Origin of the sequence: Lysinibacillus sp. NPDC098008, from assembly GCF_044760715.1 — a bacterium.
Lineage (GTDB): Bacteria > Bacillota > Bacilli > Bacillales_A > Planococcaceae > Lysinibacillus.
In genome coordinates this window covers 36,725-49,690 of record NZ_JBIWBA010000004.1, presented here as the reverse complement: position 1 = coordinate 49,690, position 12,966 = coordinate 36,725, and the positions used below count along the sequence as shown (strand labels likewise).

Annotated in this window: 12 protein-coding genes; 8 read left to right on the top strand and 4 right to left on the bottom strand. The window is 38.5% G+C overall.

Annotated elements, in window-relative coordinates; all coding sequences use genetic code 11:
* Nucleotides 1-27 precede the first annotated feature (27 nt).
* Entirely contained in the window at nucleotides 28-237 is a 210-nt protein-coding gene (gene sspI, locus ACIQVU_RS06120) for a small acid-soluble spore protein SspI (protein ID WP_340806861.1), read from the bottom strand.
* Between the two features lie 238 nt (nucleotides 238-475).
* Here sspI and ACIQVU_RS06115 point away from each other — a divergent pair, with 238 nt between their 5' ends.
* On the top strand, nucleotides 476-1,003 hold the full coding sequence (locus tag ACIQVU_RS06115) for an RNA polymerase sigma factor (protein ID WP_340806860.1): 528 nt from the start codon (nucleotides 476-478) through the stop codon (nucleotides 1,001-1,003).
* 193 nt (nucleotides 1,004-1,196) lie between these two features.
* Nucleotides 1,197-3,341 carry a putative bifunctional diguanylate cyclase/phosphodiesterase gene (locus ACIQVU_RS06110; protein ID WP_340806859.1) on the top strand — a complete coding sequence of 715 codons (2,145 nt, stop codon included), beginning with the start codon at nucleotides 1,197-1,199 and terminating at the stop codon, nucleotides 3,339-3,341.
* Nucleotides 3,342-3,400: 59 nt separating this feature from the next.
* Here ACIQVU_RS06110 and ACIQVU_RS06105 read toward each other — a convergent pair whose 3' ends face one another.
* Both ACIQVU_RS06105 and ACIQVU_RS06100 read right to left on the bottom strand, forming a co-directional pair.
* Nucleotides 3,401-3,592: a small, acid-soluble spore protein, H family gene (locus ACIQVU_RS06105; protein ID WP_340806858.1), complete on the bottom strand. Its 192-nt coding sequence runs from the start codon at nucleotides 3,590-3,592 to the stop codon at nucleotides 3,401-3,403.
* 58 nt (nucleotides 3,593-3,650) lie between these two features.
* Nucleotides 3,651-3,815 (bottom strand): YfhD family protein, encoded by a 165-nt coding sequence (locus ACIQVU_RS06100; protein ID WP_340806857.1) that lies wholly within the window; start codon nucleotides 3,813-3,815, stop codon nucleotides 3,651-3,653.
* A 204-nt stretch (nucleotides 3,816-4,019) separates the two neighbouring features.
* Here ACIQVU_RS06100 and ACIQVU_RS06095 point away from each other — a divergent pair, with 204 nt between their 5' ends.
* The 3 genes from ACIQVU_RS06095 to pheT all read left to right on the top strand — a co-directional run bounded on the left by ACIQVU_RS06095 (nucleotide 4,020) and on the right by pheT (nucleotide 8,633).
* Nucleotides 4,020-4,784 carry a TrmH family RNA methyltransferase gene (locus ACIQVU_RS06095; RefSeq protein ID WP_402894426.1) on the top strand — a complete coding sequence of 255 codons (765 nt, stop codon included), beginning with the start codon at nucleotides 4,020-4,022 and terminating at the stop codon, nucleotides 4,782-4,784.
* Between the two features lie 381 nt (nucleotides 4,785-5,165).
* Nucleotides 5,166-6,203 (top strand): phenylalanine--tRNA ligase subunit alpha, encoded by a 1,038-nt coding sequence (gene pheS, locus ACIQVU_RS06090; RefSeq protein ID WP_340808601.1) that lies wholly within the window; start codon nucleotides 5,166-5,168, stop codon nucleotides 6,201-6,203.
* Nucleotides 6,204-6,215: 12 nt separating this feature from the next.
* Nucleotides 6,216-8,633: a phenylalanine--tRNA ligase subunit beta gene (gene pheT, locus ACIQVU_RS06085; RefSeq protein WP_340806855.1), complete on the top strand. Its 2,418-nt coding sequence runs from the start codon at nucleotides 6,216-6,218 to the stop codon at nucleotides 8,631-8,633.
* A gap of 682 nt (nucleotides 8,634-9,315) precedes the next feature.
* Here pheT and rnhC read toward each other — a convergent pair.
* Complete coding sequence (rnhC, locus tag ACIQVU_RS06080) at nucleotides 9,316-10,239, bottom strand: ribonuclease HIII (protein WP_340806854.1); 924 nt, start codon at nucleotides 10,237-10,239, stop codon at nucleotides 9,316-9,318.
* Between the two features lie 134 nt (nucleotides 10,240-10,373).
* Here rnhC and zapA point away from each other — a divergent pair, with 134 nt between their 5' ends.
* Genes zapA through polX form a run of 3 tightly spaced genes read left to right on the top strand, consistent with a single transcriptional unit; the run spans nucleotide 10,374 to nucleotide 12,949 of the window.
* A complete protein-coding gene (zapA, locus tag ACIQVU_RS06075; protein WP_053996406.1) occupies nucleotides 10,374-10,634 on the top strand; it encodes a cell division protein ZapA in 261 nt (86 codons plus the stop codon).
* A 5-nt stretch (nucleotides 10,635-10,639) separates the two neighbouring features.
* Nucleotides 10,640-11,179 carry a CvpA family protein gene (locus tag ACIQVU_RS06070; RefSeq protein WP_340806853.1) on the top strand — a complete coding sequence of 180 codons (540 nt, stop codon included), beginning with the start codon at nucleotides 10,640-10,642 and terminating at the stop codon, nucleotides 11,177-11,179.
* Nucleotides 11,180-11,239: 60 nt separating this feature from the next.
* Nucleotides 11,240-12,949: a DNA polymerase/3'-5' exonuclease PolX gene (polX, locus tag ACIQVU_RS06065; protein ID WP_340806852.1), complete on the top strand. Its 1,710-nt coding sequence runs from the start codon at nucleotides 11,240-11,242 to the stop codon at nucleotides 12,947-12,949.
* Nucleotides 12,950-12,966 lie beyond the last annotated feature (17 nt).

The window sequence follows — 12,966 nt, the reverse complement described above, 5'->3', positions numbered from 1 at the left end:
GAAAGGGAATGCATTAACATTAAAAAGTTAATTGGCAAAAGCCTTCTCTAATTTTTGAACGAATGCATCCTGTTCAGATGTACTTGATTGCTGCCACCATTTTTCAAAAAATACACCAAGCCCCGGCAATAAATGTTCCTCTCCACGGCTAATCGCATCCTCTACAATATCTTTAAATTCGTCTGCCGATTGACCATGTACATTCGCTGCAATTGCATTTCTTATTTGAAAATTCATTGATATTCGCCTCCTTACTAGTAATTTGTCCAACCATCACTAAAATATGTATGAAGCACCAAAGAAAATAGCTTATTTTTTTATAAATAAACTATTGTTATGCATAAATATTACAAAAAATTTATGAAAACTGCTGCTGCTAAAGGGACAAATGGCTATTCGCCTATCAGCACTGTTTCAGTCTAAGATAAAAGTACCTAGGAATATTGGACTGTGCACAGTTGATAGGAAGAGGAATATGACTATTCAAGGCAAGCAAAAGCTATCACCTACCCAACCATTCGATGAAATATTGGAGGCAGTGCAACCAATGATTACAGCTATTTTTTCACAGCTCCGTATCTACAAGGATTTTGATAATTATCGTCATATTGCCGCCATTGCAGTCTGGCAAGCATGGCAAAAAGCTGATCCATCCAAAGGACAATTTTCTGCTTATATTTATACAACAGTGAAAGGGGAGCTTTTAAAGGAATTAGCAAAGGAAAAGCGTTATACAGAGAAGATAACGACTGTTGATTATGAAACACTTAACTATATATATGATGCATTGGAGGAAGGAAATAATCAAAAAAATGTTATGATGGTAGAGAGTATACTGTCCCAGTTACAGCAGGTAGAAAGAAGCATCATACTCCTTTATTATATAAAAGGATATAGTCATCAGGAGATAGCAAAGGAACTAGGTTTATCTGTCGCCGCTGTGACCAAAAGGCGTGCAAGGATAATAAAAAAGCTACAAAAACAGTTTTTTATTATAGAATAACGAAATAAATTATCAAAAGTATGCTAATATTGAAATAACATGAATATTAGCATACTTTGTAAAAATGCATACAAGTTCCGATAAAAGTGTTATGATTTGTAAGAAGTTAAGGGTATAGACAACTTATTTTAATTCGATATAGATAGTTAAAATTTCCTAGTGAATTTTGAGCATACTGTATGGAGGGTTCGGATTGGAGAAATGGTTTAGTCAGCTAGAGAAAAAAGAGGTTTGGCATGTGGTATTGCCCTTATTGCTTGTAATACCATTACTAAGCTTTAGCAATCAAATTTATGGTGTTTTTCATGGTGATATTTATAAAAATTTAAAATTAGTGATCCAAGTGTTGATTATCGTGTTTACAATGGCGATTGCTATACAATCCTATTTAGTGTTTTCACACTTATTATCAAATCAAACTTTATACATAGGGAATTTATTTTTTATCATTGCTTTGTTGGAATTAGTTAGCTTAGTGTTTAGTCAACAGCATTTAGCTGCCTGGGATTTTATGGGTGAGCCATTACATATATTAGCGCGTTTATATGTGTCACTTGGATTTTTATTTATTATTTTATGCCCTAAAAAACAATTATCGCTAAAATATCGAGCATTGACGTATGGCAGCTCTTTTCTTTTTGTGATCGCAAGTATTTTTCTTGCCTATCTAGCTACACAATTACTACAAACGCAATGGCTGATTCGCATTGATAATATAGTTCATCTTTTTTCAGTAGTTTTTCAAATCATTACAATCATCATTGTTAGTAGGTATATATACAAAATACCAAAGCGTTCAATGTGGATAATTGGTGCTGCTGCTGCTCTTATTGTAAGTGATATCTTTTTTATGATTAGCCGTGATAACAATGCGATATGGGACTTCTCAGCACTGATTTATCAATTTTTAGCGTTCTACTTTTTCTTAATGGCGATTTATTATACATCTGTTGAAAAACCATTTCAGCAGCTATTAAAAATTAAGAAGGACCTTGAGCATTCCCAGCAGGAGCTGCGATTTCAGGCATGTCATGATGATATTACACTATTGCCTAATGAACATTTATTGCTCAAAACATTAAAGGACCATTTACATGAAAATAGTTTGCAAAAGGCGGTTATTGCAGTTGAAATTGATCGCTTTGCAGCCATTCGCTCTTCTATAGGCATCAGCAACTCCAATAAAATGATGAAGCTCGTAGCGGATCGTATTCAAGCAATTGTGCCCCCCAATTATTTTGCTACGAAATTGCGTGAGGAACAGTTTGTTATTTATGTAAATGATGTAAAGAGTATTGAGGAGCTATTACAATTTTGCTTAAATTTAAAAAGTGTAATGAAGGACCCTGTGCAAGTGCAGTTGTTTTCCTTAAATGGTAACTTAAATATAGGTATTGCCTTATACGAGGAAAAATGGACAGGTGAGGAGCTATTAATGCATGCACAGTTAGCTATGCAGGAGGCAAGGCAAATCCCTCAAAGATTGCTGTTTTATAAGCCTTATATGTCAAAAGGCATTGCAGATCGTATTCTTTTAGAGCAGGAGTTACATAAAGCATTAGAAAACCATGAATTTTATTTAGATTATCAGCCACAGGTTAATTTAAAAACAGGCACCATTGAATCGGTAGAGGCTTTAGTGCGCTGGCGTCATCCAACACGTGGCTTTGTATCACCAGAATTATTTATTCCTATCGCTGAGGAAAGTGGTTTGATTATTCCACTTGGTGAATGGATATTAGAAGCAGCCTGTATGCAAGCAAAAATTTGGGAGCAGCAAGGATTACCACCGCTTAAGGTGGCAGTAAATTTATCACTTGGTCAACTATTTCAGCAGGATTTAGTGGAAATGGTGGAAGCCATTTTAGTACGTACAAAATTAGAGCCGAAATTTTTACAGTTGGAAATTACAGAAAGTATGACGATGAACATTGACCAAATGACACAGCTACTTCATGAACTAAAGGCACTTGGTATTCAAATTGCTGTAGATGATTTTGGTACAGGTTACTCATCCTTATCTTATTTAAAGGAATTTCCAATTGACTGTTTAAAAATTGACCGTACATTTGTGAGAAATGTTCCACATAATCCAAATGATGAAGCACTTGTAGCGATGATTATTTCGATGGCAAAGCATTTACGTCTAAAAGTTGTGGCAGAGGGGATTGAGGATGTGGAGCAGCTTGCATTTCTTAGCGATGGCGGCTGTGATTATATTCAAGGGTATTTATTTAGCAAGCCCATCTCTCCCCAAGAGATTTCAGAAACGTTTACAGCGCTGCATCAACATGTAAAAGAAACATTACGACGACTAAAAGGTGATTATACAATTTAGGGTGTTCAATAAACAGAACCTGCTTTTTCTAGGGAAAATGAAGCAGGTTCTTTACTTATTTAGTGGACAAGGTATTCTTCTTTTAGCTCGGATATCGCCACTTCGGAGCGCTCCTCTAAAGAGCGGCGAAGATGAACAGTGGCTGTTTTTTCATCATTATGAAGTTGGTCGATCCATACAGAAACGCCATTATAGGTTACTTCATATTCTAATGATGAGGTGACAATTTCCTGTGCACGTTGAAAATCCAATTGTAACACCCCTTTATTCCGTATTAACAGGCTGTAAGACTTCGATTGAAGGCTCGCTTTATTTTTTCTTCTTATTTTGCTGTTGTGTAACGGAATGAATAAGTTCCATAAACTCTTGGGAAAATTCCTCAGCGACCTTATTTGGCGCGATTTTTTGATTTTTTGGCGTTTGTGGTAATGAGCCTTTATTATTGCTTTGACCTTGTTTATTATCTCTACCCATATCAGTTGCTCCTTTCTTGTTGATATATCTTAATATGGCTTTGAAATAAACTTTTTTTCATGGGAAAAATTATAAACAAGGTCATGACAAATAGCCTTATATTGAAATTGGCTTATTTGTTGTTTGCAATATCGCTATGAAATAGCTTATTTTCTAATGTATAATAATGATCAATATAGAGAAAAAAGGCGGTAAGAGGCAGCGATGAAGAGAATCGAATCTACGCAAAATGCGTTAGTGAAATACTGGAAGAAATTAGCGATGACGCGAAAGGAACGTGAACGATCAGGCGAATTTATTGTGGAAGGCTTTCATCTTGTTGAAGAGGCTTTAAAAAATAAAGACCAAGTCATACAAATTATTGTGCGCGAAGGTATTGATTTACCAATGCTTTGGGCAATTGATAATGTTTCGATAGTGGAAGTATCAGCAGCTGTGGCGAAGGAATTTGCAGAAACGGAAACTTCTCAAGGTGTTTTTGCCGTGTGCAAGCAGCCTATTTTAGAGGAAGCCGTGATGACAACATGGCGTAAGGTATTGTTAATTGATGCTGTGCAAGACCCAGGGAATATCGGGACAATGATTCGTACAGCAGATGCAGCAGGGTTAGATGCCGTTATTTTAGGCAAAGGCTGTGCGGATATTTATAATCCTAAAACATTGCGCGCTGCACAAGGCTCACATTTCCATATTCCTGTTGTACGAGGCGATTTAGCAGAGTGGATAGATTTGCTGCAACATCAAGGAGTTCCTGTATTTGGCACAGCTTTAGATGAGGATGCTGTCATCTATAGCGATATTCAGCATACTGGAGCATTTGCCATTATAATGGGGAATGAAGGCAGTGGCATTCATCCGCAATTATTAGCATTAACAGATCAAAATATGATTATTCCACTTTTTGGTCAGGCTGAGTCGTTAAATGTTGCCGTAGCTACAGGTATTGTTTTATATGGCTTTGTGCAATAATGAACCAATTATTAGGCATTTGCTGCTTGCTTTGCTATCATTTATTATTGTATAATCTATTCTAAAATGTAAGCTAAATAATAAATGCGTTGACCAGGAAGTAGTAAAAAGTGTGAATGGACGACAGGGAGCGTAAGGCCATGGATTGAAAGCCAACGCCGTACCACTATACTTTTGAATTCAGCCTGTGAGCAGCTACCGGGACCAGCAGCAAGCTGTAAAGGTGTGCCGGCTTTTATAAAGTCGTTATATAAATGAAGTGATTGTAAGGCACAAACCTTACAGTAACTAGGGTGGTACCGCGAATATGTCCTCGTCCCTTTTTAGGGGCGATTTTTTTATGCCTAAAAATAGGCATGTATTTTCTAAGGAGGTTTTATGATGGAAGCACAGTTAAAACAATTAGAGCAAGAAGCACTTGCTAAAATTGAAGCAGCAGCAAATTTAAAAGAACTAAATGAAGTGCGTGTTGCTTATCTAGGGAAAAAGGGGCCTATTACAGATTTACTAAAGGGAATGGGGAAATTATCGGCTGAAGAACGCCCTAAAATGGGTGCATTAGTAAATACAGTTCGTGAAAATGTCACAGCGGTATTAGAAGCAAAGGCAGTTGTTTTGGAAGAAGCGGCTATTGCTGAAAAATTAGCGAGTGAGTCGATTGATGTCACTTTACCAGGTCGAGCAGTAAAGGTAGGGAATCGTCATCCTTTAACTCGTGTTATTGAGGAAATTGAAGATTTATTTATCGGAATGGGCTATGAAATTGCAGAAGGTCCTGAGGTAGAGAAAGACTACTATAACTTTGAAGCATTAAATTTACCAAAAGGACACCCAGCTCGCGATATGCAGGATTCGTTCTATATTTCCGAGGAAATACTACTGCGTACACATACGTCCCCTGTACAGGCTCGCACAATGGAGGCAAAAAAAGGCGAATCCATTCGCATTATTTGTCCAGGAAAGGTTTTCCGACGTGATAATGATGACGCAACACACTCTCACCAATTTATGCAAATTGAAGGATTAGTTATTGGTGAAAATATTCGCATGAGTGATTTAAAAGGAACATTGGATACTTTAGCGAAAAAAATGTTTGGAGCAGACCGTGAAATTCGACTACGTCCGAGCTTCTTCCCGTTCACAGAGCCATCTGTTGAAATGGATATTTCTTGTTTTAAATGTGGCGGAGCAGGCTGTAATGTATGTAAAGGCACAGGCTGGATTGAGATTTTAGGTGCGGGTATGGTTCATCCAAATGTGTTAGAAATGGCTGGCTATGATCCAAAGAAAGTGTCTGGCTTTGCATTTGGTATTGGCGCAGAACGTATTGCGATGTTGAAATACGGTGTTGACGATATTCGTCATTTCTATACAAGCGATAGTCGTTTCTTAGCACAATTTGAGCGAACAGAGGCGTAAGGAGGATAAAACATGTTAGTATCATTAGATTGGTTAAAAGATTATGTATATACACAGGACTTAGCACCTGAGGTATTAGCTGAAAAAATTACACGCTCTGGTATCGAAGTAGATGCTGTGATAGATCGTGCAAATGGGATGGATAAGGTTGTTGTTGGCTATGTTGTGTCCAAAGAGAAGCATCCAGAAGCTGATAAATTAAATATTTGTCAAGTTGATGTTGGAGAAGCTGAGCTACAACAAATTATTTGCGGTGCGCCAAATGTAGATGCAGGACAAAAAGTAATTGTTGCTCGTCCTGGTGCACATTTACCAGGTGGCATTAAAATTAAAAAGGCAAAGCTTCGTGGGCAGGAATCCAATGGTATGATTTGTTCCTTACAGGAGCTTGGAATTGAGGGCAAGCTTGTTCCGAAGGCATATGCAGAAGGAATTTACGTACTACCAGCAGATGCAGAGGTAGGAACGGATGCACTGACGATTTTAGGTCTACATGATACAGTGCTAGAGCTAGGCTTAACACCAAATCGTTCAGACGCTCTTTCCATGCTAGGTGTTGCTTATGAGGTAGGTGCAATTCTTGCTGAGAAAGTGCAATATCCAGAGATTACCTATCATACTGCCAATGAAAAAGCAGAGGATTTATTAAAGCTTCGTGTGGACGATTTACAGGCAAATCCAATGTATGTTGCTAAAGTTATCAAAAACGTTAAAATTGGTGAATCTCCAATGTGGCTTCAAAATCGTTTAATGGCAGCAGGTGTACGTCCACACAATAATGTTGTCGATGTCACAAACTATGTATTAATGGAATATGGTCAACCGCTTCATGCTTTTGACTATGATAGTCTAGCAACAGGTGAAATTGTTGTGCGTAAAGCAACAGAAGGTGAAAAAATTACAACATTGGATGATCAAGAACGCACATTAAAAGCTTCTGATTTAGTTATTACAAATGGTAAAGAGCCAGTAGCTATTGCTGGTGTCATGGGTGGCGCTAATTCAGAGGTAACAGATGCAACAACAACGGTTGTTATTGAGTCTGCTTATTTTGATGGCTTAACAGTTCGTCAAACATCTCGTCATCTTGGCTTGCGCTCAGATGCATCTGCTCGTTTTGAAAAAGGAGTAGACCCAAATCGTGTACTACCTGCTGCTGAACGTGCTGCAGCATTACTTGCTGAATTAGCAGGTGGAGAAGTGTTAGAAGGTACATGTGTAGTAGATGAATTAGATAAATCACCAGCGCGTGTTGTTGTTTCACCAGATTTTATTAATGAACGACTAGGGATGAAAATTGCATTAGAGGATATGCTATCGATTTTAGAGCGTTTAAAATTTGGTGTTGAAGCAGCAAATGGTCTATTAATTATTGATGCACCAACGCGTCGTCAAGATATTAAAATCGAAGAGGATATTGTAGAGGAAATTGCACGTCTTTACGGCTATGATGAAATTCCAACTACATTGCCAGAGGGTGCTACACAAGTAGGTAGTTTAACACCTTATCAGGCAAATCGTCGCGTAGTGCGTAATGTTATGGAGGGAGCAGGGCTTTATCAGGCTGTGACCTATTCATTAACATCTGAGGCATTGTCACAACGCTTTGCATTAAAAGCAGAGCCAGTAACACGCCTATTAATGCCAATGAGCGAAGAACGTTCTACATTGCGTCAAAGCTTAATTCCGCATTTAATTGAAGCAGCTGCTTATAATGTAGCACGTCAAGCTGATAGTGTTGCCCTATACGAAATTGGCTCGGTATTCCTTGGTCAATCAGGCGAAGGTCAGCCATATGAGGAAGAGCATGTAGCAGCTGTGTTATCAGGAAAATGGCTGGACCACGCTTGGCAAGGTGAGAAAAAGGCAGTAGATTTCTTTGTATTAAAGGGCATTGTAGAAGGTGTGATTGGTAAGCTAGGCTTAGCGAATCGTATAACATTTGAAAAAGCACAAGTAGATGGCTTACATCCAGGACGCACTGCTAGCATTTTATTGGATGGTGAGCAAGTCGGTATTATTGGTGGATTACACCCAGCAGAGCAAAAAGCATGGGGTGTGAAAGATACGTATGTGATGGAAATAAATTTAGTAGCACTATTTACTGCAACAACGCAAATAGAGCCATTAGCATACACACCAGTGCCACGCTTCCCAGCGATGTCGCGCGATATTGCACTTATTATGGATCGTACAACAGCAGCAGGTGAAGTCATTCGTGTGATTCGTGCAGCGGGCGTGAAGCTATTAAAGGATATTCGTGTATTCGATGTTTATGAAGGGGAGAAAATGGAGGCAGGTAAAAAGTCTGTTGCCTTCTCACTCACATATTTCGACCCAGAACGCACTTTAACAGATGAAGAGGTAGTAGCGGCACATAACAAAGTATTAAAAGCTATTGCTACAATTGAAGGTACTGAAGTACGCTAAATTTTATGGAAAAAGGCTGTCTTACGGGGCAGTCTTTTTTATGAGGGAAGGTTTGCTCAAAAAAGTGGCTGAACCGCTCAAAAGTCCAGATAAATTTGGTGTAGCATCGTGGCTCAAAAAATAGTTTCATAAATTCCGTTTAATAATGCCCGAATTGATTATGAGAATGATTTCTTTCCTGTATCAACAGCGGGAGAGCTAAGGAGCTTTTTACAGCAATGTCCTCGAAAAGAAAAATGTATTGATGCTTATGCCATTAGCAGATTCCTTATACAGCACCATCAGCCCTATGAAATATACCCATTTTGCCGTTATTCTAGTATAGAAATAGAGGCTATTCAAACTGGAGTGTTTTGTCCAAAATGTCAATGTGGACAGCTGCAATGGCTAGAGAGAAAGTGGATTTGTACTGGTTGTCTGTATTCAGATCAAAAGGCGTATTTAGTAGCTTTGCAAGATTATGGAATGCTAATCAATAAAAATATTACGCATAAACAAGCCCAGCACTTTTTACAATTGAACAATTGTAACGGCTACTAACAACAAGCACGTATCATAAAGTCAGAGCAACCAAATAAAGGAAGTATCAAATTTTATTGTAAGTGCTCAATTCAGCAGAAAAACCGCTCAAAAATGGACTAGAGCGCTCCATTCCAAAGAACAAGCGCTCAAAACCAGTCTGCTATTTAAATTTTCGTGCCTTTTCTGTATTGGCAAAATGCCATTTTGTCATCGAGCGTAGAAATTCCTCGCCTTGCTTTCGCCAAATTCGTGCTGCTTGCTGATCTACTTTGCTAGATGCCCCTTTCATTAAACCAAAACCTGCCATTTCACTTAAACGATCCATCTCCTTTAAAAATGCGGCACGCGCTAAAATGGATGCTGTCGCCACAGCTACATGTAATTGCTCAGCTTTAGTAGAAAAGAGGACATTTTCCTGCACAAGCTCTCGTTCATTTTTTAAATAGTTATAATAGACACCGCGCTCTGCAAACTGGTCAATTAAAATAAATTCAGGCTTTTCAGGAGCCATTTTTGTCAATGTATTAAGCAGCGCTTTATTGTGCATCATTGCCTTTATTTTTCCCTGTGAGTAGCCCTTTGCCTGTAAGCTATTATATTTATCGTTGCGTAGGACAAGTACACTATGAGTGCAGGCTGCACGTAAATCAGGGGCAATTTTTCGCATATAATCATCCGTTAGCATTTTTGAATCTTTCACACCAAGCTCATTGATTAATTCAATTTTAGATGAAGGTATATAGACTGCCGCAACTGTCACAGGGCCAAAATAATCGCCTGTGCCTGTTTCATCCGAGCCTAGTACAGACATTGTTGCAAAATTTTCTGGCAGTGCATCACCCTTTGCCCCAATAGAAGCTTTTTGTGTAGTTGATTGTTCAACAGTACCCCACCGTCCCGCTTCTCGCTCAGCACCTCCTCCTTGAAACATTACTTTTCCTGATTTATACATTGTGATAGCCGTATCTGGTAGCTTTGCAGCAAAGATTACACCCGGTGCTTTACGTTCGATAAAATAGCTTGCATAGTAAGCCATCACCTCTTTTTGTAGATTTGTTGAAATGGAAAGCACAATATTTGACATTTAATCGTTCCTTTCTGTCCTCGTTGTTCACAATTTTATACCTTTCATGGTATGATAATAAATAGCTTTTTTGTGTGATGGTGCTCATAAGTAAAAAAATCGTGAGTGCATCGAATTTATAGGAGGGTGCGACTATGGAAAATCAAGAAAAGAATAAAATTTCTGTGGAAATTTATGGTCATACATATAAAATGGTCGGCTCAGAATCCATTGGTCATATGCGACTTGTCGCTTCGATTGTTGATGACCGTATGCGCGAGATGAATTTACACAATCCCTCACTTGATAGCACAAAACTTGCTGTTCTAACAGCCGTAAATACCGTACACGATTATTTACTATTAAAAGAACGAATGGAGCAACTAGAAGAAGAATTGAAAAAATTAAAGGGTTGAAGAGAATGTTAGATTTAATCATATTAGTGGTGCTTTTAGCTGGTATTGGCGTCGGTGCAAAGCGCGGCTTTATTGTACAAATGATGCATATTGTCAGCTTTATAGTGGCACTAATTGTTGCGTATATTTATTATAAGCCATTAGCACAAAAATTTGTATTTTGGGTTCCTTATCCGGGTATTACGGAATCAGGTAATCTTGGTGTGGCCATTGATAGTTTAGATATAGACCGCACATTCTATCGTGTGATTGCTTTTGCGGTTATTTTCTTTGCGGTCAAAATCACGTTGCAAATTGTAGCATCTATTTTTGATTTTATTGCGTATTTACCTGTGCTGGAAACATTGAATCGTTGGCTTGGTGCATTGCTTGGTATTATTGAAAACTATTTAATTATTTTTATTTTGCTATATGTGTGTGCTTTATTGCCAGTTGAACTCATTCAAAATTTAATGTCGAAGTCATTGTTAAGTGGTCTTATTTTGGAACATACACCAGTTGTTACAAAAATGTTCCAAAATTGGTGGTATATTTATATGCAATAGTCAAACTATGCACTTCTCTCTGTTTTGAGGGAAGTGTTTTTACGATAGGAGGACCTACCGATGAATAAAAAAACCATTATTCGCACACTTGAAAAAATTGCTTTATATATGGAATTACAAGGAGAAAATCCATTCAAAGTATCTGCCTTTCGCAAAGCGGCTGCAGCGCTTGAAGGAGATGAGCGTTCATTAAGTGAAATGGACGATGTGACAAAGCTAAAAGGCATTGGCAAGGGAACAGCGGCTGTTATTGAGGATTTGCTGGCAACTGGTGAATCCAGCTTGCTAAAAGAGCTTGAAGAAATTGTACCAAAAGGGTTATTGCCGCTATTAAAATTGCCTGGCTTAGGCGGAAAAAAGATTGCTAAGCTACATCAAGAGCTCGGGATTGACTCTGCTGAAAGCTTAAAAGAAGCTTGTGAAGCGCATAAAGTTCGTGAGTTAGCGGGCTTTGCTGCTAAAACAGAGGAGAAAATTTTAAAGGAGCTAGCTAATTTAGCGAATCGCTCTGAACGTTTACCAATTTGGCAGCTAGAGCCTGTAGTTTTACAAATAGAAGCACTTCTAGGTAGTATGAAGGAAGTGGAGCGCTTCTCTGTGGCAGGAAGCTTTCGTAGGGCAGCTGAAACAAGTAAGGATATTGATTTTATCGTAGTAACAGAAGCGGCTGAGGCAATACGTGAAAAGCTGCTTCACACATTAGCTATTCAAGAAGTTGTGGCAGCGGGAGATACAAAGATTTCAGTAATTTTAGATTTAGAGGAGCCTGTTAGCGTTGACTTTCGTTTAGTGAAGGATCATGAATATGCAACAGCCTTGCATCATTTTACAGGTTCAAAGGAGCATAATGTGCGTATGCGCCAATTGGCAAAAGCACGCGGCGAAAAAATTAGTGAGTATGGTGTAGAGAAAGCTGATGGGACTGTTCAAACGTTTCAGGATGAAGCAGCGTTTTTTGCACACTTTGACTTACCTTGGATTCCGCCAAGCTTACGTACAGGCACAACAGAATTTGACAGAACGGATGCCATTCAACAGTTAGTGCGCTTGGAGGATATCAAGGCAGATTTGCATATGCATACAACATGGTCAGATGGTGCTTATTCTGTGGCAGAAATGGGCGAAGCATTGCTGGCGCGTGGCTATCAATATAGTGTGATTACAGATCACTCTCAGTTTTTAAAGGTAGCAAACGGTTTAACGCCAGAGCGTTTAAGAAAACAAGGGGAGGAAATCGAAGCATTTAATGCAACACATCCTGATTTTCGCTTATTTAAAGGCACAGAGATGGATATTTTGCCAGATGGCTCTCTTGATTTTTCCGATGATGTATTACAGCAATTGGATTTTGTTATTGCCTCTATTCATTCTAGCTTTACACAATCGCAGGATAAAATTATGGCACGTTTATTAACAGCGATGCAAAATCCGTATGTGCATATGATTGCCCATCCAACGGGACGCATTATTGCAGATCGTGATGGCTATAATCCTGATATGCCACAGTTAATTGCTTGGGCAAAGGAATATGGTAAAATTTTAGAGTTAAATGCAAATCCATATCGTCTTGATTTATGTGTAGAGCATTTAGAAATGGCTCTGGCAGCAGGTGTACCTGTAGCGATTAATACGGATGCCCATGATATTGCTCATTTACGCTTTATGGATATTGGTGTTCGCTATGCCAATCGAGCATGGCTACCAAAAGATATGATTGTGAATACATGGACACGTGAGCAGTTTGAAGCGTTTATACGACGAAATAAATAGGTTGAGGAGGTGTTCTC